This window comes from Polaromonas sp. P4_F6 (assembly GCF_056401275.1).
In genome coordinates, this window is record NZ_JBFUJQ010000001.1 from 1,142,553 (window position 1) to 1,167,450 (window position 24,898).

At 64.7% G+C, this 24,898-nt stretch carries 26 protein-coding genes; 19 read left to right on the forward strand and 7 right to left on the reverse strand.

From position 1 onward, the window contains the following. Window positions 1-69 precede the first annotated feature (69 nt). The 7 genes from AC1DUN_RS05455 to AC1DUN_RS05485 all read left to right on the forward strand — a co-directional run bounded on the left by AC1DUN_RS05455 (window position 70) and on the right by AC1DUN_RS05485 (window position 4,968). Complete coding sequence (locus AC1DUN_RS05455) at window positions 70-822, forward strand: ABC transporter permease (protein ID WP_477713049.1); 753 nt, start codon at window positions 70-72, stop codon at window positions 820-822. Beyond that, the gene (locus AC1DUN_RS05460) at window positions 819-1,508 is read left to right on the forward strand and encodes an ABC transporter ATP-binding protein (RefSeq protein WP_477713050.1); all 690 of its coding nucleotides are present in this window, start codon (window positions 819-821) and stop codon (window positions 1,506-1,508) included. The genes AC1DUN_RS05455 and AC1DUN_RS05460 overlap by 4 nt, the downstream gene beginning before the upstream one ends. Continuing rightward, complete coding sequence (locus tag AC1DUN_RS05465; RefSeq protein ID WP_477713051.1) at window positions 1,505-2,326, forward strand: ABC transporter substrate-binding protein; 822 nt, start codon at window positions 1,505-1,507, stop codon at window positions 2,324-2,326. Before AC1DUN_RS05460 ends, AC1DUN_RS05465 begins: the two co-directional genes overlap by 4 nt. 137 nt (window positions 2,327-2,463) lie before the next feature. After that, the gene (locus tag AC1DUN_RS05470) at window positions 2,464-3,237 is read left to right on the forward strand and encodes a molybdate ABC transporter substrate-binding protein (RefSeq protein WP_477713052.1); all 774 of its coding nucleotides are present in this window, start codon (window positions 2,464-2,466) and stop codon (window positions 3,235-3,237) included. 64 nt (window positions 3,238-3,301) lie between these two features. Then, complete coding sequence (locus AC1DUN_RS05475; protein WP_477713053.1) at window positions 3,302-3,655, forward strand: DUF2946 family protein; 354 nt, start codon at window positions 3,302-3,304, stop codon at window positions 3,653-3,655. A 201-nt stretch (window positions 3,656-3,856) separates the two neighbouring features. Next, window positions 3,857-4,408 (forward strand): YcnI family copper-binding membrane protein, encoded by a 552-nt coding sequence (locus AC1DUN_RS05480; protein ID WP_477713054.1) that lies wholly within the window; start codon window positions 3,857-3,859, stop codon window positions 4,406-4,408. Window positions 4,409-4,464: 56 nt separating this feature from the next. Further along, window positions 4,465-4,968: a copper chaperone PCu(A)C gene (locus AC1DUN_RS05485; RefSeq protein WP_477713055.1), complete on the forward strand. Its 504-nt coding sequence runs from the start codon at window positions 4,465-4,467 to the stop codon at window positions 4,966-4,968. A gap of 1 nt (window position 4,969) precedes the next feature. Here the strand turns inward: AC1DUN_RS05485 and AC1DUN_RS05490 are convergent, their stop codons facing one another. Together AC1DUN_RS05490 and crcB are read right to left on the reverse strand one after the other, a co-directional pair. Beyond that, entirely contained in the window at window positions 4,970-6,133 is a 1,164-nt protein-coding gene (locus AC1DUN_RS05490) for a helix-turn-helix domain-containing protein (RefSeq protein ID WP_477713056.1), read from the reverse strand. A gap of 84 nt (window positions 6,134-6,217) precedes the next feature. Further along, a complete protein-coding gene (gene crcB / locus AC1DUN_RS05495) occupies window positions 6,218-6,604 on the reverse strand; it encodes a fluoride efflux transporter CrcB (RefSeq protein ID WP_074575584.1) in 387 nt (128 codons plus the stop codon). A 48-nt stretch (window positions 6,605-6,652) separates the two neighbouring features. On the opposite strand from crcB, the gene AC1DUN_RS05500 reads away from it, so the two are divergent. Continuing rightward, a complete protein-coding gene (locus tag AC1DUN_RS05500; protein ID WP_477713057.1) occupies window positions 6,653-7,369 on the forward strand; it encodes an aspartate/glutamate racemase family protein in 717 nt (238 codons plus the stop codon). 17 nt (window positions 7,370-7,386) lie between these two features. Here the strand turns inward: AC1DUN_RS05500 and AC1DUN_RS05505 are convergent, their stop codons facing one another. Genes AC1DUN_RS05505 through AC1DUN_RS05515 form a run of 3 tightly spaced genes read right to left on the reverse strand, consistent with a single transcriptional unit; the run spans window position 7,387 to window position 10,197 of the window. Next, window positions 7,387-8,682: a TRAP transporter large permease gene (locus AC1DUN_RS05505; RefSeq protein ID WP_477713058.1), complete on the reverse strand. Its 1,296-nt coding sequence runs from the start codon at window positions 8,680-8,682 to the stop codon at window positions 7,387-7,389. Window positions 8,683-8,701: 19 nt separating this feature from the next. Further along, window positions 8,702-9,211: a TRAP transporter small permease gene (locus AC1DUN_RS05510; RefSeq protein WP_477713059.1), complete on the reverse strand. Its 510-nt coding sequence runs from the start codon at window positions 9,209-9,211 to the stop codon at window positions 8,702-8,704. A 2-nt stretch (window positions 9,212-9,213) separates the two neighbouring features. Next, on the reverse strand, window positions 9,214-10,197 hold the full coding sequence (locus tag AC1DUN_RS05515) for a TRAP transporter substrate-binding protein (RefSeq protein WP_477713060.1): 984 nt from the start codon (window positions 10,195-10,197) through the stop codon (window positions 9,214-9,216). Between the two features lie 121 nt (window positions 10,198-10,318). Between AC1DUN_RS05515 and AC1DUN_RS05520 the strand changes: the two genes are divergently transcribed. From AC1DUN_RS05520 to AC1DUN_RS05570, 11 genes are all read left to right on the forward strand, one after another. Beyond that, window positions 10,319-11,269 carry a LysR family transcriptional regulator gene (locus AC1DUN_RS05520; protein ID WP_477713061.1) on the forward strand — a complete coding sequence of 317 codons (951 nt, stop codon included), beginning with the start codon at window positions 10,319-10,321 and terminating at the stop codon, window positions 11,267-11,269. A gap of 121 nt (window positions 11,270-11,390) precedes the next feature. Then, the gene (locus AC1DUN_RS05525) at window positions 11,391-12,656 is read left to right on the forward strand and encodes an ABC transporter substrate-binding protein (protein ID WP_477713062.1); all 1,266 of its coding nucleotides are present in this window, start codon (window positions 11,391-11,393) and stop codon (window positions 12,654-12,656) included. 36 nt (window positions 12,657-12,692) lie between these two features. After that, on the forward strand, window positions 12,693-13,559 hold the full coding sequence (locus AC1DUN_RS05530; protein WP_477713063.1) for a branched-chain amino acid ABC transporter permease: 867 nt from the start codon (window positions 12,693-12,695) through the stop codon (window positions 13,557-13,559). A gap of 62 nt (window positions 13,560-13,621) precedes the next feature. Further along, window positions 13,622-14,647, forward strand: a complete 1,026-nt coding sequence (locus AC1DUN_RS05535; RefSeq protein WP_477713064.1) for a branched-chain amino acid ABC transporter permease — start codon at window positions 13,622-13,624, stop codon at window positions 14,645-14,647. Next, complete coding sequence (locus AC1DUN_RS05540) at window positions 14,644-15,354, forward strand: ABC transporter ATP-binding protein (RefSeq protein ID WP_477713065.1); 711 nt, start codon at window positions 14,644-14,646, stop codon at window positions 15,352-15,354. The genes AC1DUN_RS05535 and AC1DUN_RS05540 overlap by 4 nt, the downstream gene beginning before the upstream one ends. A gap of 2 nt (window positions 15,355-15,356) precedes the next feature. After that, complete coding sequence (locus AC1DUN_RS05545; RefSeq protein WP_477713066.1) at window positions 15,357-16,061, forward strand: ABC transporter ATP-binding protein; 705 nt, start codon at window positions 15,357-15,359, stop codon at window positions 16,059-16,061. Window positions 16,062-16,109: 48 nt separating this feature from the next. Then, on the forward strand, window positions 16,110-16,877 hold the full coding sequence (locus AC1DUN_RS05550) for a putative hydro-lyase (protein WP_477713067.1): 768 nt from the start codon (window positions 16,110-16,112) through the stop codon (window positions 16,875-16,877). 50 nt (window positions 16,878-16,927) lie between these two features. Continuing rightward, a complete protein-coding gene (locus AC1DUN_RS05555; RefSeq protein WP_477713068.1) occupies window positions 16,928-17,890 on the forward strand; it encodes a TRAP transporter substrate-binding protein in 963 nt (320 codons plus the stop codon). A gap of 28 nt (window positions 17,891-17,918) precedes the next feature. Beyond that, window positions 17,919-18,548 carry a nuclear transport factor 2 family protein gene (locus AC1DUN_RS05560; protein ID WP_477713069.1) on the forward strand — a complete coding sequence of 210 codons (630 nt, stop codon included), beginning with the start codon at window positions 17,919-17,921 and terminating at the stop codon, window positions 18,546-18,548. A gap of 18 nt (window positions 18,549-18,566) precedes the next feature. Continuing rightward, a complete protein-coding gene (locus tag AC1DUN_RS05565) occupies window positions 18,567-22,199 on the forward strand; it encodes a hydantoinase B/oxoprolinase family protein (protein ID WP_477713070.1) in 3,633 nt (1,210 codons plus the stop codon). 256 nt (window positions 22,200-22,455) lie between these two features. Further along, a complete protein-coding gene (locus AC1DUN_RS05570; protein WP_477713071.1) occupies window positions 22,456-23,001 on the forward strand; it encodes a DinB family protein in 546 nt (181 codons plus the stop codon). A gap of 61 nt (window positions 23,002-23,062) precedes the next feature. Here the strand turns inward: AC1DUN_RS05570 and AC1DUN_RS05575 are convergent, their stop codons facing one another. Both AC1DUN_RS05575 and rfaD read right to left on the reverse strand, forming a co-directional pair. Then, window positions 23,063-23,713: a ComEA family DNA-binding protein gene (locus AC1DUN_RS05575; protein WP_477713072.1), complete on the reverse strand. Its 651-nt coding sequence runs from the start codon at window positions 23,711-23,713 to the stop codon at window positions 23,063-23,065. 153 nt (window positions 23,714-23,866) lie between these two features. Next, entirely contained in the window at window positions 23,867-24,874 is a 1,008-nt protein-coding gene (rfaD, locus tag AC1DUN_RS05580; protein WP_477660754.1) for an ADP-glyceromanno-heptose 6-epimerase, read from the reverse strand. Window positions 24,875-24,898: the final 24 nt, after the last annotated feature.

The following is a 24,898-nucleotide window of genomic DNA, read 5'->3' on the forward strand; positions in this document are numbered from 1 at the left end:
TTCATAGCGATGATTCCTGATGTGATTCAAGGACTTAGCCTCTAGGCTAGAGTCCTCCAAAAATCTTTAATGAACACCTTCTCCGACAGCGCCGCCACGGCCTTTTCCCTCATCACCTCGCTTGATCCCGTGCTGGCCGGCATCGTTGCCCGCTCGCTGGCCGTGAGCGCGTCCGCCTGCGTGATCGCCTGCAGCGGCGGCCTGCTGCTGGGCGCGTGGCTGGGCGTGTCGCGCTTTCGCGGCCGTGGCGCCGTGCTGGCCCTGCTCAACACCGCGCTGGCGCTGCCCTCAGTGGTGGTCGGGCTGGTGGTCTATTTGCTGCTCTCGCGCACCGGGCCGCTGGGTTTCCTGGGCTGGCTGTTTTCCTTCAAGGCCATGGTGCTGGCGCAGGCCGTGCTGGTGCTGCCCGTGGTCACCGCGCTGGTGCGCCAGGCGATAGAGGACGCCGACCGCAGCCACGGCGAGCAGTTCCAGTCGCTGGGCGCGGGCCGCTTTGTGCGCGGCCTGATCCTGCTGTGGGACGAACGTTATGCCCTGCTCACGGTGCTGATCGCCGCTTTCGGCCGTGCCGTCTCGGAAGTCGGTGCGGTCATGGTGGTGGGCGGCAACATCGACGGCTTCACGCGCGTGATGACCACCGCGATCGCGCTCGAAACCAGCAAGGGCGATCTGCCGCTGGCCCTGGCCCTGGGCATGGTGCTGCTGGGCGTGGTGCTGCTGCTCAACATCCTGATCGCGGGCCTGCGGCGCTGGCGCGAACAGCTCGACGACCGCCTGCCCGACCCGGCCGCCGGCCTGGCCGCGCATGGGGGGACGCCATGACCGAGCTCTTCCAGTTGCAGGCCGTGGATGTGCGCTACGGCCGCGTCCAGGCGCTCAGCGGCTGCACGCTGCGCATCCAGGCCGGCGAAAGGCTGGCGCTGGTGGGCTCCAACGGCAGCGGCAAAAGCACTTTGCTGCGAACCTTGAACGGCCTCGTCAAGCCCGCGGCCGGCAGCCTGCAGCATGACAGGCGGGCCTGCCAGGCCATGCTGTTCCAGCGCCCTTACATGCTGCGCGCCAGCGTGCTGCGCAATGTGGCGTTGGGCCTGTGGCTGGCCGGTGTGCGCTGGGCCGACGCCAAAACGCAGGCGCTTTCCGCACTCGAACGTGTGGGGCTGGAAGGCCTTGCGACGCGCAACGCCAAGGCCTTGTCGGGCGGCCAGCAGCAGCGCGTGGCGCTGGCGCGGGCCTGGGCGCTCAAACCGCAGGTGCTGCTCCTCGACGAACCCACGGCCAGCCTGGACCCCTCTGCCAAGCGCGAGGTCGAGCGCCTGATGGCCGAGTTCGCCGACGCCGGCATGACGCTGATCTTCAGCAGCCACAACCTGGGCCAGGTCAAGCGACTGGCACAGCGTGTGATTTACCTGGAGCAGGGCCGGCTGGTCGCCGACCTGCCCACGGCGGCATTTTTTGGCGGGCCGGTTCCCGCCGCGGCGGAAGCATTTTTAAAAGGAGAACTTGCATGATCAACTTAAAGACCCTCAGGGCGCTGCTGGTCGCCCCGCTGGCCTTGTCAGCCACGCTGGCTGTGGCGCAAACGTCCATCGTGATGGCGTCCACCACCTCGACTGAACAGTCGGGCCTGTTTTCTCACCTGCTGCCCGAATTCAAGAAAGCCACGGGCATAGACGTCAAGGTGGTGGCCGTGGGCACCGGCCAGGCCATAGACATGGGCCGCCGCGGCGACGCCGACGTGCTGTTTGTGCACGACCAGGTCGCTGAAGAGAAGGTCGTCGCCGAAGGCTTTGCCGTGAAACGCTTCCCGGTCATGTACAACGACTTCGTGCTGGTAGGCCCCGCGGCCGACCCGGCTAAAACCAAAGGCAAGGACATCGTCGAGGCGCTGAAAAAACTCAGTGCCGCGAACGCCAACTTTGTCTCGCGCGGCGACAAGAGCGGCACCCACGCCGCCGAACTGCGCTACTGGAAAAGCGCGGGCATAGACACGCCCGCCGACAAGCCGGCCTTTGCCAACTACAAAGCCTGCGGCTGCGGCATGGGCCCGGCGCTCAACATCGCGGCCAGCAGCGGCGGCTATGTGCTGGCCGACCGCGGCACCTGGCTGTCCTTCAAGAACCGTGGCGACCTGGCCGTGCTGGTCGAGGGCGACACGCGGCTGTTCAACCAGTACGGCGTGATGGTGGTCAACCCCGCCAAACACCCGCAGGTCAAGGCGGCCGAAGCGCAGAAGTTTGTCGATTGGGTGATTTCGCCCGCGGGCCAGGCGGTGGTTGCCAGCTACAAAATCGGCGGCGAGCAGTTGTTCTTCCCCAACGCAAGATGAGTTCCCCCCTGTCCAAGCTCACTGCGTGTAGCTTGTTCTCCCCTCCAGGGGACGGCGCCTGCGGCCCGGCAAAGCCGGTTCCACGGCGCTTGCTGGTATGGGCTGCCGCGGCACTTGTTTTTTCAGGAGGTCTGAATATGGTGCATGCGCAGTCGTCCGCACCAGTTGTCGTTGATGCCGCGCCTCTGCGCGTGTATGCGGCAGGCAGCCTGCGCGAAGCCCTCACCGAAGTTGCCCGCGTTTATGAATCCCGCACAGGTCTTAAAACCCAGTTGACCTTTGGCGCCTCCGGCCTGCTGCGCGAACGCATTGAAAAGGGTGAGGCCGCACAGGTATTTGCCTCGGCTGATACCCAGCACCCCCAGCGCCTGCATGTCATGGCGGGCAGCGCGTGGGCGCCACCCACGCTGTTTGTGCGCAACCAGCTGTGCGCATTGGCCGTGCCGCAACTCAATGCCGAGCCCGCAAAGCTGCTCGACCTGATGCTGGACCCGGCCGTCAAGCTGGGCACTTCCACGCCCAAGGCGGATCCCTCGGGCGACTATGCCTGGGAGGTGTTCCGAAAAGCCGAGGCGCTGAAACCCGGCGCCTATGCGGCACTGGACGCCAAGGCGCTCAAACTCACCGGTTCGCCCCAAGCACCCCAGCCACCGGCCGGCCGCAGCACCTACGAATGGCTGATCACCGAAGGCCGCGCCGACCTCTTCCTGACTTATTGCACCAACGCCGTGGCGGTTCGCAAGGAAGTGCCGCGCATGACTGTGGTGCAGATGCCGCTGGAATTGCAGGTGAGCGCCTCCTACGGGCTGACCGCGCGAAGCGGCGATGCTGCCGCTGCGCAATTCGCCGCTTACCTGCTGACAGCCGAAGCGCAGGAGGTGTTCCTCCGTTTCGGTTTCGGCGCGCCCTGAAGATTGCCGGGTGAATGGGTGGTGTACTTATAATTGCACCGTGCCTCACCATCCCACCTCCCGCTTGACTCTGCCCGTCTGGGAACGCCTTGCCGCCTGGCTGGCTTTCCTGGCCGTGCTGTCGGCGCTGTGGGCGCCGGTGTCCATGCTGGCCCAGGACGTGCAAACCGGCAAGCTGGGTGGCATCTGCAGTATCAACACTTCGTCCAACGCCGGCGGTGATGCTTCCGACGGCGATGCAGGTGCCACGGGACTGCGCTGCGACCTCTGCGCCTCGCCGGGCTTGGTGCTGCCACCTTTGCCGCTGGCCGCCACTCCCTGTTTTTCCGGCACCGCTGTTGCCGCCTCGGCCCTCCCTGCGGCCGCCGGCGCCGCCGTCCCCGGGCTGCCCTTCAGCCGCGGGCCTCCCTCCGTTTGATGTGAACCGCCTCGCCTGAGGCATTCCCGCGCGCGGGCCTGGAGGCCTGCGCGTCCGTTCATTTCAGAGTGTGAGTTTTCATGAAACTTTCCCGCACACCGTGCGTGCTTGCCCGGCGCATGGCTGAACTGAACTTCAGGCTGTAATCCGTGCTTTCCTTTTTATCAAGTCACTCAGTTATCAAGTTACCAAGGTTGAACCATGAAACATATCGCCCTTCAAGCCATCGCCGTCAGCACCGTGCTTTTGGCCGCCTCCCTGCCCGCCGCCGCGCACGTCACGCTGGAATACCAGGTGGCCAATGCGGGCAGCTATTACAAGGGGAGCTTCAAGGTCGGCCACGGCTGCGGCAACTCGCCCGTCAAGCAGATCGTGGTCACGATTCCTGCGGGCGTGCAGGGTGCCAAACCCATGCCCAAAGCCGGCTGGGCGCTGGAAGTCACGCGCGAGAAACTGGCCCAGCCGCGGCAGGACCACGGAAAAGCCGTCACCGAAGACGTGTCCCGCATCAGCTGGACGGCCAAAACCCCGGCCGATTATTTGCAGAACGACTGGTATGACGAGTTCGTGCTGCAGGCCAAGCTGCCGGCCAAGGCCGGCATGCTGTACTGGCCCGTCATGCAGGTGTGCGAGGAGGGCAAGGTGGATTGGAACGAAGTGCCCAAGCCGGGCCAGTCACTCTCCGACCTGAAGAACCCCGCTGCCGCCCTGGAGCTGATGCCCGCGGGCGGCGGCGGCGAACATAACCACTGAGCGGCACCGGCTGCCCTTCGTTTTACAGTCCACCCATTGTTTCAAGGAGCATTTGCATGACATCCGGAAAATTCCCGACATTCTCCAAATTTTCACAAGCCGCGCTGCTGGTGTTGCTCGCGCTGGGCGGTACGGCCGCCCTGGCGCAGACCGCCGCCGTCAAGGTCGATGGCGCCTGGGCGCGCGCCACCGTGCAGGGGCAAAGGGGTTCGGGGGCTTTTATGAGCCTCACAGCCAGTGAGGCGACCCGGCTGGTGGGCGTGTCCTCACCGGTGGCCGGCGTGGCCGAAGTGCACGAAATGAAGATGGAAGGCGACGTCATGAAAATGCGCGCGCTGCCCTCGCTGGAGCTGCCCGCCGGCAAAAAAGTGGAGTTCAAGCCCGGCGGTTACCACGTGATGCTGATGGACCTCAAGGCGCCGCTGGCCAAGGACAGCACGATTCCCCTGACCTTGCTGTTCCAGGACGCCAAGGGTGTGGAAAGCAAGCTGGAGCTGAAACTGCCGGTGGCCACGGCGGCACCGGGTGCGACCGCCGGCACGGCTGAACACAAGCACTAGCCTAGCCGCGCTTGCCCGGGCCCAGCCGCCGGTACACCGTGGCGCGGCTCACGCCCAGCGCCCTGGCGGCCTGCAGCACATTGCCGCGCGCGTCGCTGACGGCCTTGCGGATCAGCGCGGTTTCAAGTTCCTTGAGCGGCCGGCCCGCGTCGGCCGAAGGCGGCAGCTGCAGCGCGGCCGGCGGGGCATCGCGGCCGGCCGGCAGCGGCATCGCGTGCAGGCGCAGGCCCGACCACAGCGGCGCCTCCAGCACGCCGCCCTGCGCATTGCCGCGGCGCTGTGCCGCATCAAACAGCATTTCAAAAGGCATGGCGAACAGCTCGCTGCAGTGCGGCATGCCGCCGGCCGCGGCGTCCAGGCGCGAGAGCATTTGCCGGGCCGCCGGGTTGGCGCCGGTGACGCAGCCGTCGGCGTCCACGCAGAGCAGGCCGTCGCTGTCGTCGCCCAGCACCCGGCCCGGCCAGTTGAGCCGCACCAGCAGGGCATGGGGCCGGCCCAGCGTGAGCGCGTTTTCAATGCTGCGCGCGCACTGGGTGACCAGGTGCTTGAGCTCGGGCCGCTCGGCCGCTTCTATGCCCGTCAGGTCCAGCATGCCGGCGCAGTGCCCGTCGGGGCCGAACAGCGGCGCGCCGGCGCAGCTGTAGACCGAGGTCGCGTCGAAAAAATGCTCGCCCCGGTGCAGCCAGACCGGCTGCAGCTCGCCCAGCGCCGCGCCTATGGCGGTGGTGCCGACCCGGGCTTCCGAAAGGTCGGTGCCTATGCGCGTGATCACATCGGCGCGGCCGTCGCTGCGGTCTATGCGGCCGTTGACGTCGACCACCACGCCGGCCTGGTTGGTCAGGATGGCGAAGTAGCGGGTGTCGGCAATCGCGCGGCCCAGCCGCTCAAGCGTGGGTTTGGCGGCCTGCACCAGCTGCTGGTTGGCTTCCTGGTGGCGCCGCATCTCGGCGGCCGGCACGGTGTCGAAGGAGGGGGCTTGTTCGGGGTGCTGGCCGCTGGCCAGGCAGCGCCGCCAGGAGCGCTCTATCCAGCCTTCCAGGGCCGGCGCCGCGTCGGCGGGCCGGGTTTCGCCGTACAGGACGGCCTGGCGCGCGCGCCCTATGCGCGCCAGCCTGTCCTGGCCGCCCGCGGCCTGGGCGGGATGAAAAGGGGTCATGGATGCCATGGCCCATTGTGGCGAATTTCGCCGGTTTGCGCAGAGGGGGTTTTTGCCTGGGCGCGCCGCGGCGGCAAGCGCCCCGGGACGGTATCAGCGCGCGTTGGCGGCGATCAGCAGCATGGCGGACTTCAGCCCCGCCACCGTCATCAGCAACGAACCCAGCACATGCACCGTGGCTGTCAGCGCCGCCAGGCCGTAGCGCGCGTCCATCAGGAAGATCACCACCTCGGCTGAAAACGAGGAAAAAGTGGTCAGCCCGCCCAGGAAGCCGGTCACCAGCGCCAGGCGCCAGACCGGGTCCAGCTGCGGCATGGCCTGGAACACCGCGATGCAGATGCCTATCAGGTAGCCGCCTATCAGGTTGGCGGCCAGCGTTCCCCAGGGGATGATGCCGCCCGGCGTGAGCCACAGGCTCAGGCCCCAGCGGGCCAGCGCGCCCAGCGAGGCGCCGATGGAGATGGCAAGGACGGTCAGCATGGTGTGTGCGGGGAGGAAAGGAGCTGGGTTTGGCGGGACAATGCAGCCATGACTTTAACCGCTGCGCCCGCTTTCGGCGAAGCGCCCGGCTTCCTGGGCGTGGTGATGCTGGACACCCGCTTTCCGCGCCCGCCCGGCGACGTGGGCCATCCCGATGCGTTTGGCGTCCCGGTGCGCCGGCATGTGGTGCGCGGCGCCTGGCCCGGCAAGATTGTGCAGACGGCGGCCGGCTTGCGTGCCGCGGGCGTAGCACCGGCCTTTGTGGAGGCCGTGCAGGCGCTGCAAGCCGAGGGCGCACGCGCCGTCACCACGAGCTGCGGCTTCCTGGTGCTGCTGCAGGACGAGCTGCAGGCCGCCGCGCGGGTGCCTGTGATCACTTCCAGCCTGCTGCAATTGCCGGGGCTGCTGGCGCACCAGGCGAGGGTCGGTGTGCTGACCATCAGCGCGGCCGCGCTGGGCCCCGAGCATTTGCTGGCAGCGGGCGTGCCGGCCGGCCGGCTCGCCGACGTGGTGGTGCAGGGCGTGGACCCGGCCGGGGAATTCGCAACGGCCATACTGGGCAACCGCGACACCCTGGACATGGACAGAGCCAGCCGCGAGGTGGTGGATGCGGCGGTGGCACTCAAGCGGCGCGAGCCTTCGCTGCAAGCGGTGGTGCTGGAATGCACCAACTTGCCGCCCTACCGGCAGGCTGTTGAAGCGGCCACAGGTCTGAAGACCTGGGCGCTCACGGATGATGAGAGGCTGTTGCGCCCCTGGAAATAAGCGGTTACCGCAGGCCGCTACATCTTGCCCGGCAGCCAGGTGGCGATTTGCGGGAAAAACCAGAGCAGCAACACCATGCCGCACATCAGGAAGAAAAACGGCAAGGTCACCCGCGCGATATAGGTGATTTCTTTTTTGGTCATGCCCTGGAGCACGAACAGGTTGAATCCCACCGGTGGCGTGATCTGTGCCATCTCCACCACGATGACGATGAAGATGCCGAACCAGATCAGGTCCAGCCCGGCCGCCTGCACCGTGGGCAGGATGACGCCCATGGTCAGCACCACCATCGAGATGCCGTCCAGAAAGCAGCCCAGCACGATATAGAAGATGCTCAGCACGATGATGAGCATGAAGGGGCTGAGCCCGAGGCCTGAGACGAACTCGGCCAGGTGGCGGGGCAGGCCGATGTAGCCCATGCTCAGCGTCAGGAAGGCTGCGCCGGCCAGGATCAGCGCGATCATGCAGTACAGGCGCGTTGCGCCCAGCAGGGATTCCTTGAAGGTGCTCCAGCTCATGGACCTCTGCACCACGGCCAGCACGAGTGAGCCGACGACGCCTATGGCCGCGGCTTCGGTCGCGGTGGCCACGCCGGTGTAGATGGAGCCCAGCACGGCGCCGATCAGCAGCACGACGGGTATCAGGTGGCGCGACTCGTAGATTTTTTCGCCAAAGCTCATCGCGGCGTCGGGCGGCGGAATCTTGCCCTTGTTGAGCAGGGCCCAGACGACCAGATAGCCCGAGAACAGGGAGGCCAGCAGCAGGCCGGGGAACACCCCCGCGATGAACAGGCGGGCAATCGACACATCGGCGCTGACGCCGTAGACGATCATGATGATGGACGGCGGAATCAGCAGGCCCAGCGTGCCGGCGCCCGCCAGGGAGCCTATCGTGATGTCTTCCGGATAACCGCGTTTGGCCAGTTCCGGCAGCGTCATCTTGCCGATGGTGGCGCAGGTCGCCGCCGAGGAGCCCGAAACCGCGGCAAAAATGGTGCAGCCGATGACGTTGGTATGCAGCAGGCCGCCCGGCAACCGGCTGACCCAGGGCGCGAGGCCCTTGAACATGCTTTCGCTGAGCTTGGTGCGAAACAGGATTTCACCCATCCACACAAAAAGAGGCAGGGCCGTCAATGTCCAGCTTGACGAGGATCCCCAGATGGTCACGGCCATGGCATCACCGGCGGCGCGTGAGGAGAAAAGCTGCATGCCTATCCAGGCCACGCCCGACAGCGTGAGGCCTATCCACACGCCGGAACCCAGAATCAGGAAAAGCGAAAGAATCAGCAGCGAAGTGATGGCGAGATCGGACATGTTGGTTCTTTGTTGTTATTTATTCGTGGTGCAGCGCTTCGTCGCTGCCGGCCTGCGTGCGCCGTCCCCTGATCTCCAGCACCAGCTCGTCGATGAATGCGATCATCAGGATGACCGCACCCACGCCCATGGTGATCTGCGGAATCCATAGCGGCGTGGCGTCGTTCCCGGTGGAGATATCGTGGTAGGCGTAGGAGTTGACCGACAGCATGACGCTGTACCAGGCGAACAGCATGGAAAGCGCCGTGGCCACGGCCAGGGCCCAGATTTCCAGTGCGCGCCGGGCGCTGCCGTGCAGGCCGTTGAGGATCAGCGTGACGCGGATGTGCTCACCCTTCTTGAGGGTGTGGGCCAGCGCCAGAAAGCCGCTGGCCGCCATGCAGTAACCGGCATACATGTCGGTGCCGCGCAGCGACCATGCGAACTGGCGGTCCAGCACGCCGGCGAGCACCGACACCAGCGTGCCGACCATGAACAGGGCACCCAGCCATGCCGCGCCGTCATACAGCGTATCAAGCATGCGGCGCATGGTTATTTCTTCGCCGCGTTGGATTTGTCGAATGCGGACAGCAGTGCTTCCCCCTCGGGGCCGGCGCGTTTGAGCCAGTCGGCCTTCATGATGCCGCCCACCTGGCGCAGGTCGGCCACCAGCTTGGGCGAAGGGGTCATGATCTTCATGCCTTTTTCGGCCAGGGCCTTTTTATAGAACTCGTTTTTTTCCTCGCTGATTTTCCAGCCGCGGGTCTCGGCGTCCGCGGCGGCTTTCAGCACGGCGGCCTGGGTGGGCGCGTCCAGCGCGTCGAAAGACTTCTTGTTGACGATCACGGCGTTCTTCGGCAGCCAGGCCTGCACGTCATACCAGTACTTGATGCTCTCGTAGGTTTTGGTGTCGTAGCCGGTGGAGCCGGAGCTCATGTAGCTGTTGACGACGCCGGTTGCCATGGCCTGGCTCAGTTCCGCGGCCTGGACGGTCACGGGTTGCGCGCCGACCAGCTCGGCGATCTTGCTGGTGGCCGGGCTGTAGGCGCGCCACTTGAGGCCTTTCATGTCGGCGACGGCCGTGATTTCCTTGTTGACGTAAATGCCCTGTGGGGGCCAAGCCACGGTATAGAGCAGCTTCATGCCTTGCCCGCCCAGCAGTTTTTCAAGCGCCGGCTTTTGCGCTTCAGCCAGTTTGTGGGCCGAGGCATAACTGGAGGCCACGAAGGGCAGGCCGTCGGCGCCGTAAATCGGGTTTTCGTTTTCGAAGTTGACCAGCAGTACTTCGCCGATCTGGGCCTGGCCGCCCTGCACCGCGCGCTTGATCTCGTTGGCCTTGAACAGCGAGGCATTGGCGTGCACCGTGATCTTGAGCTTGCCGCCGCTGGCCTTGTCGACGTCGGCCGCGAATTGCGTCAGGTTTTCCGTGTGGAAGTTGCTGGCCGGGTAGGCGGCGGGGAGGTCCCACTTGGTCTGGGCAAAAGCATTGGCGCCCAGCGCGAGGGCGGCGGCCGCCACGGTGATCTTGAAATTCATGAGAGGCTCCAGGACAAGGAATTGATAAGTAGTAATAGGATAGACGCAAATCCCGCGCCAGTTCATCGGGCATACCCCGAAATACTGCGCCCACCTGTTTAAGCGACCCTGGGGCCCCGCCATGAACCTGCGTTTTGTTGAAGCCTTTTATTGGGTGGCCTCGCTCAAAAGCATCTCGCGCGCCGCCGACAAGCTCTACCTCACGCAGTCGGCGATGTCCAGCCGCATCGCCACGCTGGAGGAGGAACTCGGCATCCTGCTGCTGGACCGGCGCGACAAGCAGTTCAAGCTCACGGTGGCCGGCGCGCGCTTTTTTGTCTACGCGCAAAAGCTGCTGGAGCTGCAGCGCGAGGTCAAGCAGGAGATGGGATCGGGCGCGCCCATGGCCGTCTCCATGCGCATAGGCGCGATCGAGTCGGTGCTGCATTCCTGGCTGATTCCCTGGCTCGAAAAACTGCGGGTGGACCATCCGGGGCTGGAGCTGGAGCTCACGGTGGAAACCACCCCCATCCTGATGGACCAGGTGCAGCGCGGCACGCTGGACCTGGTGTTCGCGGCGCTGCCCGCTTCGGCCGATGGCGTGCGCAACCAGGCCTTGCCGCCCATGGACATGGCCTTTGTGGGCAATCCGGCACTGCATAAAAAAAGAAATTACCGGCTCGATGAGCTGGCTGAAATGGAATTGCTGACCTTCCAGAAGGGTTCGCAGCCGCATGTCACGCTGCTGGACCTCTTCAAGCAGAACCGCATGGAGCCCAAAAAGGTGCACGCGATTTCGTCGATCTCGGCCATGGTCCAGCTGGTGCAGGGCGGCTTCGGCGTGGCCTTGCTGCCGCGCGCGGCGGTGCAGCGGCTGACGGGCTTTGCCAGCCTCAAATTGCTGACCTGCGACAAGAAGCTCAAGGCCTTGCCCATCCATGCCAGCTACCGCACCGACCCGACTTCGTCCATCGTGGAAACGGTGGTCCGGTCGGCCGTGGAGTTCGCCGGGGAAGGCGGGGGCGGCACCAAAACGGCTCGCAACCCGGCCGCCAAAGCGATAAAAACCGCCAAAAAAGGTGCATCAGGGTAAATCCTAGTCATCGAAAAAATCGATGGCGAAAGCAAAATATTTCTTGTTTGATTTCGTCATTTGCTGATCGCACACTTCGCCCCATGTCATCCAACTGTCATGTTTTTACGAGGAGTGCGAAATGAAGAAGTCATGGTGGGCCCGAGTGGCCGCGGTACTGGCCGGCGCTGGTTTGAGCCTGTGCGCGCATGCGCAGCAGGAGGTCAGGATAGGCGTGCTGTATCCGCTGACAGGTCCCGCCGCCTCGGTGGGCGCTGAACTGCGCAGCGCGCTGGAACTCGCCGCCGACATCATCAACAACGGCGCACCCGGCGTGTCCGAACTGCCGCTGTCGGCCGGCAAGGGCTTGCCCAACCTCAAGGGCGCGAAAATCAAGCTGGTGTTCGCCGACCACCAGGCCAACCCGCAAACCGGCGCGACCGAAGCCGAGCGCCTGATCACGCAGGAAAAAGTGGTGGCACTGGTCGGCGCCTACAACAGCGCCGTCACCGCCACGGCCAGCCAGATCGCCGAGCGCGCCGGCATCCCTTTCCTGAACCCGGAGTCGTCCTCGGCTTCGCTCACGCAGCGCAACTTCAAGTGGTTCTTCCGCACCACGCCGCACGACGACCTGTTTGTGCACAACGCCTTTGATTTCCTCAAGGAACTCGAAGCCAAAAAAGGCATCAAGGCGGGCGTGGTGGCCAGCCTCAATGAAAACGGCTTGTGGGGCACGGAAACCACCAAGCTGCAGACCAAACTCGCGCCCGAGTTCAAGCAGAACCTGGTCAAGCAGGTGATGTACCCGGCCAAGACCACGCAGCTGACCTCCGAAGTGCAGACGCTCAAGGCGGCCAATCCCAACCTGGTGCTGCAGTCGTCCTATACGGCCGATGCCATCCTGTCGATCAAGACCTACAAGGAACTGGGCTTCTCGCCGGACATGATCCTGGCGAACAACGCGGGCTTCACCGACACCGACTTCATCAAGACCCTGGGCAAGGACGCCGACTACATCATCACGCGTGAAGTCTGGGCGCTGGACCTGGCCAACCGCAACCCGCTGATCAAGCAGGTCAACGACCTGTTCAACAGCCGCTACAAGATCAACTTCACCGGCAACTCCTCGCGCACCTTCACCGGCCTGATGGTGATGGCCGACGCCATCAACCGCGCGGGCTCCACCGAACCCGAGGCCATCCGCAAGGCGCTGGCCGCGACCGACATGCCCGGCAGCAAGCTCATCATGCCGTGGAAGGGCGTGAAGTTCGACGCCACCGGCCAGAACACCCTGGGCCAGGGCATCCTGGTACAGATCGTGGGCGGCAAGTACAACACGGTCTGGCCTTTCGACATGGCCTCGCGTGACGTGACCTGGCCCATGCCCAAGTGGGACCAGCGCAAATAAGCCGCCGGCCTTGACTCACCTGCCTAAGAGACAACCATGACTACGGAAATATTGCTTCAGACGCTGGCCTCCGGCGTGCTGATCGGGCTGATTTACGCGCTGGTGGCTATCGGCCTGACCATGATTTTCGGCGTCATGGACATCGTGAATTTCGCGCACGGCGAGTTCCTCATGCTCGGCATGTACTCGGCCTTCTGGCTGTTCGCCCTGTATGCGCTGGACCCTATGATCACCCTGCCGCTGACGGTCCTCATGCTGTTCGGCTTTGGTGTGCTGCTGTACAAGCTGGTGATCGTGCGCATCATCAACGCGCCCATGCTGTCGCAGATCTTCACGACCTTCGGCATCATGATCCTGCTGCGCGGCGTGGCCCAGTTCCTCTGGAAGCCGGACTTTCGCTCCATCGAGAACTCCGCGGTCAGCGGCACCGTCAAGCTGCTGGGCATACAGCTGGGCAAGCCGCAGCTGGTGGCCGGGGTGGGAGCCATTGTGGTGACCGGCCTGATTTATTTCTTCCTGAACAAGACCCGGCTGGGCGCGGCGCTGGAAGCCACCGCCTCCGACAAGGAAGCCGCGCGCCTCATGGGCATTGATTCGCACAAGATATTCTCGCTGGCCTGGGGCATAGGCGCGGCCTGCGCCGGTGCGGCCGGGGTGCTGCTGTCGACCTTTTTCCCGATCTTTCCGGACGTAGGCGCGAGCTTCATCCTGCTGGCCTTTGTGGTGGTCAACCTGGGCGGCTTCGGCAGCGTCTCGGGTGCCTTCTGGGCCGGCATCCTGGTCGGGGTGATCGAGGTCATGGGCGGCCTGCTGCTCGGGCCGCAGTACAAGACCGCCATCGTGCTGGTGCTGTTCCTTGGCGTATTGATGTTCCGGCCCCAGGGCCTGATGGGTAAGGCATGAGCGCCGCGCCGGGCCGTCCCCAAGCAAGCTCGCACCGCAGTGCGGAGCACGAAGGTATTCGAATGCATACCATGAAACAGATTATTTTTGCTGTCGCCGCCTTGGTGTTTGCCTTGGCCGTCCCCGCCTTCACGGATGCCTCGCACCTCAACATGGCCATCCTGATCCTCATGGCGGCCCAGGTGGGCGTGGCCTGGAACATCGTGGGCGGTTATGCCGGCCAGGTGTCCTTGGGCCACGCGGCCTTCTACGGCCTGGGCGCTTATGCCTCGACGCTGCTGCTGGTCAAGTTCGGCGTCAATCCCTGGATAGGCGTGCTGGCCGGCGGCCTGCTGGCGGCCTTGCTGAGCCTGGGCTTTGGCTGGTCCTGCTTCCGGCTCAAGGGCCACTACTTCGCGATGGCCACCATCGCGGTGGCCGAGCTGGTGCAGATCTTCTTCACCGAGTGGGACTACGGCGGCGCGGCGGTGGGTCTGTATGTGCCCATGGACCGCCAGGGCTGGCTGTGGCTGAACTTCGCCACCAAGCTGCCTTATTACTGGCTGGCGCTGGGCCTGCTGCTCATCACGCTGGGCGTGAACTGGTGGATAGAGCGCAGCTACCTGGGCTACTACTTCCGGGCCATCAAGGACGAACCCGATGCGGCCCGCAGCATAGGCGTGAACATCGCGCGCTACAAGCAGGTCGCGCTGTCGGTCAGCGCCTTCCTGACCGCGGTCGGCGGCAGCCTGTACGCCCAGAAAGAGCTTTACATCGACCCGAACTCGGTGCTGTCGACGGCGCTTTCCATCAAGATGGCGCTGGTGTCCATCCTCGGCGGCGTGGGTACTTTGTTCGGGCCGGTTGTGGGCGCCGTGGTGCTGACCAGCATCGAGGAGCTCACCCGCATCGCCTTCGGCGGTACGGGCCGCGGCACCGACGTCATTATTTACGCGAGCCTCATCATCGTGATCGCGGTCTTTTACCCCACGGGCCTGCTCGGCTGGCTGCGCAGCTTCCGGGAGCGCCGGCAGGCGCGCGGCCATGCATCGCGGCAGATGGCGCTGCCCGCCGCCGCCGTGCAGAACGCCGGCAAGGAGGCTGTATGAAGTTGCTGGAAGTCAAGCAGGTCAACAAACGCTTCGGCGGGCTGGTCGCCAACCAGGATGTTTCCTTCGGTGTGGACACCGGGCAGGTGGTGGGCCTGATAGGCCCCAACGGCGCCGGCAAGACCACCATGTTCAATTGCGTCGCGGGCTATTTCGCTCCCACGTCGGGCAGCATCCTGCTGGGCGGCCGCGACATCGCCGGCCTGCCGCCCGAGGCCTGCGCCCGCGCCGGTGTGGCGCGGACCTTCCAGATCGCGCGCACCTTCACCAGCATGACGGCCTGCGAGAACGTGATGACGGCGGCCATGCTGCTGCAGCACAACGTCGCCAAGGCGCGCAAGGCGGCCATGGACTGGCTGGCGTTTGCCGGGCTTGAACGCTTTGCCGACAGGCCTGCCGCCAGCATGACCATCAGCGAGCAGAGGCGCCTGGCCGTGGCGCGCGCGCTGGCCACGCAGCCGCGCATCCTGCTGATGGACGAAGTGATGGCGGGCCTCAACCCGTCGGAAGTCCGCGAAGCGGTCGATGTGGTGCTGAAGATCCGGGACAGGGGCATCGCCTGCCTGATCGTCGAGCATGTGCTCGAAGGCATCATGCCCATCGCCGACAAGATCGTCGTGCTGGACCGCGGCGTGAAGATCGCCGAAGGCACGCCGCAGCAGGTGTCCAGCGACGCCGCCGTGATCACCGCCTACCTGGGGGACTGAAGATGCTCGAAATCAAGAACCTCAAGGTTTGCTACGACGAGGTGCTGGCCGTCTCCGACGTCAGCCTGCAGGTCGAACCCGGAAAGATCGTGGCGCTGGTGGGCGGTAACGGCAACGGCAAGTCCACCACCTTGCGCGCCGTGGCGGGCCTTAACGCCGCCGCGGCCGGCAGCATCACGTTCAACGGCGAGCCGGTTCACCGCATGCCGGCGCACAAGCGTGTCCCGCTGGGCCTGTCGCTGGTGCCGGAAGGCCGGCGCCTGTTTCCCCGGCTCACGGTGCTGCGCAACCTGGAGCTGGGCGCCTTCACGCGCATGGACAGGCACGAGGTGGCCCGGGGCATTGAAGAGATGCTGCAGTTGTTTCCCATCCTCAAGGAACGCGCCACGCAGCTGGCCGGCACCATGAGCGGCGGTGAGCAACAGATGCTGGCCATTGCCCGCGGGCTGATGGCCCGGCCCAAGCTGCTGATGCTGGACGAGCCCTCCTGGGGTATCGCCCCCAAGTTCGTGACCAAGGTGCTGGAGGTGATCCAGCAGGTCAATGCCACCGGTGTGTCGATCCTGCTGGTCGAGCAGAACCTGCAAAAAGCCCTGAACATTGCGCACTATGGTTATGTCATCCAGACCGGCCGCATCGTGATGCAGGGCAAGGGGCACGAGCTGCTCAATGACGACCGGATCAAAAAAGCTTACCTGGGCCTTTGAGCGCACACCCCAAGCACCATTTTTTATTCCATCCGTTTTCCCAACACCATGAACAAGATTTTTGACCGCCCCGCCGACCTTCGCATGGCCAGCCGCTGTGGCGAGTTTTCCCTGCCCACCGCGGGGCACGCCAACGGCCATATCCAGGCCAACCTCATGATCGTGCCGCAGGCGCAGGCCTTTGACTTCCTGCTGTTTTGCCAGCGCAACCCCAAACCCTGCCCGCTGGTGGAGGTGCTCCAGCCGGGCGCCACCGAGCCTTTGTGCGCGCCCGGGGCCGACATCACGACCGACATTCCGGGCTACCGCGTCTACCGCGACGGTGAGTTTGTCGAGGAGCGCGGCGAGATCCGCTCGATCTGGAAGGACGACTATGTGGCCTTTCTGATCGGCTGCAGCTTTTCCTTCGAGGCCGCGGTCGCGCAGGCCGGCATTCCGCTCAGGCATGTCGAGCAGGGCCGCAATGTCTCGATGTTCCGTACCAGTCTTCAGTGCCAGCCCGCCGGCGTGTTCAGCGGCGAAATGGTGGTCACCATGCGGCCCATCAAGAGCCGGGACGTCGCGAAAGTGGTGGAGATTTCTGGCCGGTTTGACGTGGCGCACGGTGCGCCCGTTCACATCGGCAATCCGGAGGCGATAGGCATTACCGACCTGTCGCGCCCGGACTACGGCGATGCGGTCGACATCAAGGACGATGAAGTCCCGGTCTTTTGGGGTTGCGGCGTCACGCCGCAATGGGTAGCCCAGAAAAGCCGTTTGTCGATGTGCATCACCCATGCGCCGGGCAAGATGTTTGTGACCGACCTGAAAGGGTGAGTTCCATGCACCCTGCGCCGGGCTGATCCTCAACTCCCAAGGAGTTCCTCATGAAAGCAATTCTGATAGCCGCGCTGGTCGCGGCGGGGGCAGCGCACGCCCAAACAAGCTGGAAGCTGGCCACCGGCTACCGGGTGGAGTCCTTCCACACGCAAAACATCCTGCAGTTCGGCCGCGATGTGGACACGGCCACGCGCGGGGAGCTGCTGATACAGGTGTACCCCAACAACACGCTGGCCAAGCTGGCCGACATCAGCGCGGCCGTGCAGCAAGGAAAGGCCGAGGCCGGCGAGACCATCATGACCAGCATGGTCAAGGAGATGCCGCTGGCCGGCGCGGACTCCATTCCTTTTGTCGTCACCTCGTACAAGGACGCGCAACGCCTCTGGAAGCTGCAGCGCCCCGGCCTTGAAAAGCATTTCTCCGAGCGCGGCCTGAAGCTTCTTTATGCCGTGCCCTGGCCGCCGCAAGGCCTGCATTCGAACAAGCCGGTGCGGGGGCCGTCGGACTTTCGCGGCACCCAGATGCGTACCTACAACCAGACCACCCTGCGCATCGCCGAAATGCTGGGCGCCAAGCCGGTGGATGTGGCCATGGTCGACGTGGGCAAGGCCTTGGCCGATGGCCGCATGGACAACATGATCACGTCGGCGCTGACCGGCGTGGAGAACAAGGTGTGGGGCCCGATCAAGTACTACTACGAGATCAATGCCTGGTTCCCGAAAAACGCGGTGTTTGTGAGCAACAAGGCTTTTGAGGCGCTCAAGCCCGAGGCGCGTGCCGCCGTGCTCAAGGCTGCCGCCGAGGCGGAAGTGCGCGGCTGGCAGGCCAGCCAGGCACTGGCCGCCAGCGCCACCGAGGAACTGCGCGCCAACGGCGTGAAGATAGAGCGGATTTCGCCCGAGCTGGACCAGGAGATCAAACGCATGGGCGAGAAGTTCTCGCGCGAGTGGATACGCTCCGTGGGCAACGAGGCGAACGATATTTTTGTGCCTTACTACATGCCGCAATGAGGCGGGCGAAAACAGGACGCCACATCGTATGAAAACACCTTCCGCAGCCGTCACAGCCTACCTTCACGCCAAGGACGGCAACCGCCCCCATCTGTTGGCGCAGGCATTCACGGACGATGCCCTGCTGGAGATGGTTGTCCATACCGCGGCGATTTCATTTCCGCCGGTATCCCAGGGGCGAGATGCCATCGCCGAGGTGCTGGTGCGCCGGTTCGGCCAGTCTTACGAGAATGTCTACACTTTTTGCCTGTCCTCGCCGCCTGAGGGCGATGCCGAGGTGTTTGTCTGCGATTGGCTGGTCGCCATGACCGAAAAGGACAGCCGTGCCGTGCGTGTCGGATGCGGCCGCTACGATTGGTGCTTTTCACCGCCTTCATACCTGGCGGAAAGCCTTTCGATCACCATAGAGACCATGCAGACATTGCCGGCTTCGCAGGCGGAGAAGGTCATGGATTGGGCGGCTGGCCTACCCTATCCCTGGTGCCCGGCGGCGGTTGCCCTGCCAGGTGCGCCGGACATTCAGCAGCTGGCACCGGTACTTGGGTACATTGGCAGGGAGCGTATGGCTGGTTTTGGCCGGGCGGCCCCAGCCCGCAGTGCCAGGCCGGGCCTGGCCTGGCGGCACACAGACCCTGAAGATCATCAAAAAACACGTTAACTCTGAAATCAAAAAATCATGCAAGACACCACATCCAAACCGGGCGGCGACCGTTGGCAATTCTGGATAGACCGCGGCGGCACCTTCACCGACATCGTGGCCAAAAAGCCCGACGGCTCGCTGGTCACGCACAAGCTGCTGTCGGAAAACCCCGAGCAGTACCGCGACGCGGCCGTGGCCGGCATACGCCACCTGCTGGGCCTGAAGGCCGGCGAGCCGATTCGCGCCGACGTGGTCGACTGCGTGAAGATGGGCACGACGGTGGCCACCAATGCGCTGCTGGAGCGCAAGGGCGAACCTACGCTGCTGGTCACCACGCGAGGTTTTCGCGACGCGCTGCGCATCGCCTACCAGAACCGCCCGCGCCTGTTCGACCGCCACATCGTGCTGCCCGAGCTGCTGTACAGCGCCGTGGTCGAGGCCCAGGAGCGCGTGGGCGCGCAGGGCGAGGTGCTGCAGGCGCTGGACGAGGCGCTGCTGAAAAAAGAACTGCTGGCCCACTACCAGAAGGGCTTGCGCAGCCTGGCCATTGTGTTCATGCACGGCTACCGCTTTACCGAGCACGAAAAGGCCGCCAAGCGCATCGCGGCCGAGGTGGGTTTCACGCAGATCAGCACCTCGCATGAAACCAGCCCGATGATGAAGTTCGTGAGCCGCGGCGACACCACCGTGGTCGACGCCTACCTCTCACCCATATTGCGCCGCTATGTGGAGCAGGTCGCCAGCGAGATGCCGGGCGTGCGGCTGTTTTTCATGCAGTCCTCGGGCGGCCTGACCGATGCCCATGTGTTCCAGGGCAAGGACGCCATCCTGAGCGGGCCGGCCGGCGGCATTGTGGGCATGGCCCGCACGGCGGCGATTGCCGGCCATGCCAAGGTCATAGGCTTTGACATGGGCGGTACCTCCACCGACGTCTCGCATTACGCCGGGGAGTTCGAGCGCGAGTTCGAGACCCAGGTGGCCGGCGTGCGCATGCGCGCGCCCATGATGAGCATCCACACGGTGGCGGCCGGCGGCGGCTCCATCCTCAAGTTCGATGGCGAGCGTTTTCGGGTGGGCCCGCAAAGCGCGGGCGCCAACCCCGGCCCGGCCAGCTACCGGCGCGGTGGGCGCCTGGCGGTGACGGATGCCAATGTGATGGTCGGCAAGGTCCAGCCGCGCTACTTTCCCAAGGTCTTCGGCCCGAATGCCGACGAGCCGCTGAGTTACGAGGCTGTCGAGGCCCAGTTCAACGAGCTGGCCGGCCAGACCGGCCGCGGCGCCGAGGTGGTGGCGGAAGGTTTTATCAACATCGCGGTGCAGCAGATGGCCAATGCCATCAAGAAAATCTCGGTGGCGCGCGGCTACGACGTGACGCGCTACACCCTGCAATGCTTTGGCGGTGCGGGCGGCCAGCATGCCTGCCTGGTGGCCGATGCGCTGGGCATGACCAAGGTCTTTGTGCATCCGCTGGCGGGTGTGCTGAGCGCTTACGGCATGGGCCTGGCCGACCAGAACGTGATCCGCGAGCAGGCGGTGGAGCTCAAGCTTTCCGAGGCCGCACTGCCCGAGATTTCCGGCAAGCTTGAGGAGCTCGCCACCCACGCCGAGGCCGAGCTGCAGCGCCAGCAGGTCAGCATGGGGGGCATCACCACACACCGGCGCGTGCATGTGCGTTATGAGGGCAGTGATTCCGCGCTGATTGTTTCTTTCGGCACGCTGGACCAGATCGAGGCCGGTTTTGAGGCTGCCTACCGCCAGCGTTTCGCTTTCCTGATGCAGGGCAAGGGCCTGGTGGTGGAGGCAGTGTCGGTGGAGGCCGTGGTCGCCGGCGACGCGCCGGCCGAGCCGCGCCATGCCACGCACGAGCCGCGCGAAGTTCCGCGCCGTGAAACCGTGCGCATGTATTCGGGCGGCCAGTGGCACGACGCGGCCCTGGTGGTGCGCGAGGATTTGCGGCCGGGCGACATCATCTCGGGCCCGGCCATCATTGCCGAGAAGAACGCGACCACGGTGGTCGAACCCGGCTGGGAAGCGGCGCTCACCGCGCTGGACCACCTGGTGCTGGACCGCCGCGCCGAACGCGCCGTGACCTTCGCGGCCGGCACCACGGTGGACCCGGTGCTGCTGGAGGTGTTCAACAACCTCTTCATGAACATCGCGGAGCAGATGGGCCTGCAGCTGCAGAACACCGCCTACTCGGTCAATATCAAGGAGCGCCTGGACTTCAGCTGCGCGCTGTTTGACACTGAAGGCAACCTGATCGCCAACGCGCCGCATATGCCGGTGCACCTGGGCTCCATGGGCGAAAGCATCAAGACGGTGATACGCGAGAACGCCGGCAGCATGCAGCCGGGCGACGTCTATGTGCTGAACGACCCCTACCACGGCGGCACCCATTTGCCCGACATCACGGTGATCACGCCGGTCTACCTGGGCAGCGCCGCGCAGCCGACGTTTTATGTGGGCTCTCGCGGACACCATGCGGATATTGGCGGCACGACGCCAGGCTCCATGCCGCCTTTCTCGACGCTGATCGAGGAGGAGGGCGTGCAGATCAACAACGTCAAGCTGGTGGAGCGCGGTGTGCTGCGCGAAGCAGAGATGATCGCGCTGCTCAAAAGCGGCAAATACCCCAGCCGCAACCCGCAGCAGAACATGGCCGACCTCAAGGCGCAGATCGCCGCCAATGAAAAAGGCGTGCAGGAGCTGCGCAAGATGGTCGACAGCTTCAGCCTGGAAGTGGTGCTGGCCTATATGCGCCATGTGCAGGACAACGCCGAGGAGTCGGTGCGCCGCGTGATCACGCGCCTCAAAGACGGTGAATTCACGCTGCCATTGGACAACGGCGCGCAAATCAAGGTGGCGATCCGCGTCGACGCCAAGAGCCGCAGCGCCGAGATCGACTTCACCGGTACCTCGCCGCAGCAGACCAACAATTTCAACGCGCCGACGGCGGTGTGCATGGCGGCGGTGCTGTATGTGTTCCGCACGCTGGTGGACGACGACATCCCGCTGAACGCGGGCTGCCTCAAGCCGCTCAAGGTCATCATCCCGGCGGGCTCCATGCTCAACCCGAATCCGCCGGCCTCGGTGGTGGCGGGCAATGTGGAGACCTCCACCTGCATCACCAACGCGCTGTACGGCGCGCTGGGCGTGATGGCGGCCGGCCAGTGCACCATGAACAACTTCACCTTCGGCAACGCGCGCCACCAGTACTACGAAACCATTTCGGGCGGCTCGGGCGCGGGCGGCAAGCTCGACGAGGCGGGCAAGCTGGTGTCGGGCTTTGACGGCACCAGCGTGGTCCAGACGCATATGACCAATTCGCGGCTGACCGACCCCGAGGTGCTGGAGTTCCGCTTCCCGGTGCGGCTGGAGAGCTATGAGATCCGCGAGAACTCCGGCGGCGCGGGCCGCTGGCGCGGCGGCAACGGCGGTGTGCGCCGCGTGCGCTTCCTGGAGGCGATGACGGCCAGCATTCTGTCCAACGGCCGCAAGCACGGCGCCTTCGGCATGGCCGGCGGCGAGCCGGGCCAGGTCGGGCGCAACCTTGTGGTGCGCGCCCAGGGGCAGGTCGAGGCGCTGGACCATATCGGCCAGGCCGATATGCAGCCGGGCGATGTGTTTGAAATCCATACGCCTGGCGGCGGGGGATTCGGCAAGCTGTAGACCACCCCCGTCCAGGTGGAATTGGCTCACCCCCGTCCAGGCTCACTTCGTGTAGCCTGTTCCCCCCTTCCAGGGGGCGGCGCCTGCGGCCCGGCAAAGCCGGTTCCGCGGCCCCCGTTGGTGAAGTGAATTCACCGTCCGAGCTCACTTTATATAGTCTGTTCCCTCCTTCGAGGGGTGGAGCCGGCGGCGGATGCAAAATACCGTGAGCCTGGTGACAACGCACCGGCCGTCACCTTTTTCTGGAGCGTTTTCCATGACCCGTGAGTTCTGCGACAACTACCGCTTCCTGGCCCGCTACAACCGCTGGATCAACGAGCGGCTCTATGCGGCCTGCGAGGCCTTGACGGACGAGGCGCGCAAGCAGGAGCGCGGTGCTTTTTTCGGGTCGATACACCGCACGCTGGGCCACCTGGTGCTGGCCGACCAGGTCTGGCTCAGGCGCTTTGCGCAATGTGGGGCGGACAACGGGATAGTCTTCGCCTCGCTGGGCCCGGACGTGCTGGACATGCCCGAGGCCTATACCCTGGACATGGTGCTGTTTGAAGGCTGGGCGGAACTGAAGGCCAAACGCGCACAGCTGGACGCGGCCATCGAGCAGTGGGTGGCCGACATGCCGGACAACTATCCGCAGCTCACCATGCGCTACGGCAATTCAAAAGGCGTGCGGCGCGAACATGCGGCCTGGATGGCGATCACGCATTTTTTCAACCACCAGACGCACCATCGGGGCCAGGCCAGCACGCTGGTCACGCAGGCGGGCGGCACGGTCGGTGTGACGGACCTGATCGCGCTGGTGTGAGCACCCCGGAGGCATAAAAAAACCCGCCATGGGCGGGTTTTTTGGGTGAAGAGGCTGGCCCTTATTTCTTGGCGGCACTGGCAGCGCTGGCGGCTGGCTTGGCGGTGTCGGCCTTGGCGTCTTTCTTTTCATCCTTGGCGGCAGGCTTGGCGTCCTTGGCCTTCTTGGCATCGGCCTTGGCTTTGGCTTCGTCAGCCTTCTTTTTCTTCTCTTCAGCCTTGGCCTTCTTGTCGGCTTCTTTTTTGGCCTTGGCTTCGTCAGCCTTGGCTTTGGCCTCGGCCTTGGGGTCCTTCTTCTCCGCTGCGGCGGCTGCGGGGGCCGGTGCGGCGGCTACCGGCGCGGCCGGCTTGGCTTCGGCCTTTTTCTCTTCGGCCTTGGCGGCAGGCTTGTCATCCTTCTTCGCGGCGGCTGCGGGTTTTTCGTCCTTTTTGGCGGCAGGGGCCGCGCCCTTGAAGCTGGTGCCGCCCACCGTCAGGCCTTCGGCGGAAAACTTGGCGGCATTGCCTTCGCCCACGCCTTTGACGCGTTCGATGAAGTCGTTCCAGTCCTTGAAGCTGCCTTTCTTGCGCTCGTCGATGATCTTGCCCGAGATGCCGGGGCCTATGCCCTTGATGCCGTCGAGCTCAGCCGCGGTGGCTTTGTTGACGTCAACGGCGGCGAACGAAACGGCCATGTACATGGCGGCGACGAAGGCCAGTATTTTTTTGAACATAAGGAATCTCCTCAAAGATTGGATTGAAGTGAAGGCACGTGATCCATCCTTGTGAAGAAGGATGTCTTCTTCATAACGGCCCGTCCAGGGCCGCGTTGACTACCGGCCCCGGCTTTGGGGCCAGGAAAACCCTAGTGAGAGGCCGTCTCGGATTCAGCCCGCGGCGGCGCTCAAGGCCTGCATGTAAGCGGCCACACCTGTCTGCACATCGGCGAAGGCATGGGTGCAGCCGGCCGCGCGCAGCGCGCGCGGGTCGGCCTGGGTGTAGCTCTGGTATTTGCCGACCAGCGCGGGCGGAAAGGCGATGTATTCGATCAGGCCGCCGCGCACGGCTTCTTCCAGGCTCAGGGCCGCGGCATTCTGGCCTTTGCGCAAGGTGTTGACGACGGCCAGGGCCACGTCGTTGAAAGGCTGCGCCCGGCCGGTGCCGAGGTTGAAGATGCCGGATTTGCCGGGGTTGTCGAAGAACCAGAGGTTCACGGCCACCACGTCGTCGATGAAGATGAAGTCGCGCATCTGGCCGCCGGCGCCGTAGCCGCCGTATTCGCCGAAGAGCTTGACCTTGCCCTCGGCCTGGAACTGGTTGAACTGGTGGAAGGCGACGCTGGCCATGCGGCCCTTGTGCTGCTCGCGCGGGCCGTAGACGTTGAAGTAGCGAAAGCCCGCGACCTGGGTGGCGGCGTTTTCAAAGCGGGCGCCGAGCTCGCGCCGCATGCGCTGGTCGAACAGCAGCTTGGAGTAGCCGTAGACGTTGAGCGGACGCTCGAACTCGGGCGACTCGGTGAAGGTGTCGGAGCCGCCGTAGGTCGCGGCCGAGGATGCGTAGAGCAGGCGCGTTCCCTGGTCCTGGCAGGCGTGGAACAGCTCGCAGGACAGCGTGTAGTTGTTGTCCATCATGTACTTGCCATCGGCTTCCATGGTGTCGCTGCAGGCGCCTTCGTGGAACACGGCCTCGACCCGGCCGTAGGCGCCCTCGGCGAACAGCTCGTAGAAGTCGTCGGCGTCGACATAGTCGGCGATCTTCAGGTCGGCCAGGTTGCGGAATTTGTCGCCATGAGTCAGGTCGTCGACGGCGATGATGTCGTCGATACCGCGGGCATTGAGGCCCTTGATGATGTTGCTGCCAATGAAGCCGGCGGCGCCTGTGACTACGATTTTCATGATGGGTCCTTGAGGTGAGCGCAA

What these genes read in the sequence shown, in the direction of transcription:
- AC1DUN_RS05455 (WP_477713049.1), top strand. Translation starts at nt 70, where the DNA reads ATGAACACCTTCTCCGACAGCGCCGCCACGGCCTTTTCCCTCATCACC.
- AC1DUN_RS05460 (WP_477713050.1), top strand. Translation starts at nt 819, where the DNA reads ATGACCGAGCTCTTCCAGTTGCAGGCCGTGGATGTGCGCTACGGCCGC.
- AC1DUN_RS05465 (WP_477713051.1), top strand. Translation starts at nt 1,505, where the DNA reads ATGATCAACTTAAAGACCCTCAGGGCGCTGCTGGTCGCCCCGCTGGCC.
- AC1DUN_RS05470 (WP_477713052.1), top strand. Translation starts at nt 2,464, where the DNA reads ATGGTGCATGCGCAGTCGTCCGCACCAGTTGTCGTTGATGCCGCGCCT.
- AC1DUN_RS05480 (WP_477713054.1), top strand. Translation starts at nt 3,857, where the DNA reads ATGAAACATATCGCCCTTCAAGCCATCGCCGTCAGCACCGTGCTTTTG.
- AC1DUN_RS05485 (WP_477713055.1), top strand. Translation starts at nt 4,465, where the DNA reads ATGACATCCGGAAAATTCCCGACATTCTCCAAATTTTCACAAGCCGCG.
- AC1DUN_RS05490 (WP_477713056.1), bottom strand. Translation starts at nt 6,133, where the DNA reads ATGGCATCCATGACCCCTTTTCATCCCGCCCAGGCCGCGGGCGGCCAG.
- crcB (WP_074575584.1), bottom strand. Translation starts at nt 6,604, where the DNA reads ATGCTGACCGTCCTTGCCATCTCCATCGGCGCCTCGCTGGGCGCGCTG.
- AC1DUN_RS05500 (WP_477713057.1), top strand. Translation starts at nt 6,653, where the DNA reads ATGACTTTAACCGCTGCGCCCGCTTTCGGCGAAGCGCCCGGCTTCCTG.
- AC1DUN_RS05505 (WP_477713058.1), bottom strand. Translation starts at nt 8,682, where the DNA reads ATGTCCGATCTCGCCATCACTTCGCTGCTGATTCTTTCGCTTTTCCTG.
- AC1DUN_RS05510 (WP_477713059.1), bottom strand. Translation starts at nt 9,211, where the DNA reads ATGCGCCGCATGCTTGATACGCTGTATGACGGCGCGGCATGGCTGGGT.
- AC1DUN_RS05515 (WP_477713060.1), bottom strand. Translation starts at nt 10,197, where the DNA reads ATGAATTTCAAGATCACCGTGGCGGCCGCCGCCCTCGCGCTGGGCGCC.
- AC1DUN_RS05520 (WP_477713061.1), top strand. Translation starts at nt 10,319, where the DNA reads ATGAACCTGCGTTTTGTTGAAGCCTTTTATTGGGTGGCCTCGCTCAAA.
- AC1DUN_RS05525 (WP_477713062.1), top strand. Translation starts at nt 11,391, where the DNA reads ATGAAGAAGTCATGGTGGGCCCGAGTGGCCGCGGTACTGGCCGGCGCT.
- AC1DUN_RS05530 (WP_477713063.1), top strand. Translation starts at nt 12,693, where the DNA reads ATGACTACGGAAATATTGCTTCAGACGCTGGCCTCCGGCGTGCTGATC.
- AC1DUN_RS05535 (WP_477713064.1), top strand. Translation starts at nt 13,622, where the DNA reads ATGCATACCATGAAACAGATTATTTTTGCTGTCGCCGCCTTGGTGTTT.
- AC1DUN_RS05540 (WP_477713065.1), top strand. Translation starts at nt 14,644, where the DNA reads ATGAAGTTGCTGGAAGTCAAGCAGGTCAACAAACGCTTCGGCGGGCTG.
- AC1DUN_RS05545 (WP_477713066.1), top strand. Translation starts at nt 15,357, where the DNA reads ATGCTCGAAATCAAGAACCTCAAGGTTTGCTACGACGAGGTGCTGGCC.
- AC1DUN_RS05550 (WP_477713067.1), top strand. Translation starts at nt 16,110, where the DNA reads ATGAACAAGATTTTTGACCGCCCCGCCGACCTTCGCATGGCCAGCCGC.
- AC1DUN_RS05555 (WP_477713068.1), top strand. Translation starts at nt 16,928, where the DNA reads ATGAAAGCAATTCTGATAGCCGCGCTGGTCGCGGCGGGGGCAGCGCAC.
- AC1DUN_RS05560 (WP_477713069.1), top strand. Translation starts at nt 17,919, where the DNA reads ATGAAAACACCTTCCGCAGCCGTCACAGCCTACCTTCACGCCAAGGAC.
- AC1DUN_RS05565 (WP_477713070.1), top strand. Translation starts at nt 18,567, where the DNA reads ATGCAAGACACCACATCCAAACCGGGCGGCGACCGTTGGCAATTCTGG.
- AC1DUN_RS05570 (WP_477713071.1), top strand. Translation starts at nt 22,456, where the DNA reads ATGACCCGTGAGTTCTGCGACAACTACCGCTTCCTGGCCCGCTACAAC.
- AC1DUN_RS05575 (WP_477713072.1), bottom strand. Translation starts at nt 23,713, where the DNA reads ATGTTCAAAAAAATACTGGCCTTCGTCGCCGCCATGTACATGGCCGTT.
- rfaD (WP_477660754.1), bottom strand. Translation starts at nt 24,874, where the DNA reads ATGAAAATCGTAGTCACAGGCGCCGCCGGCTTCATTGGCAGCAACATC.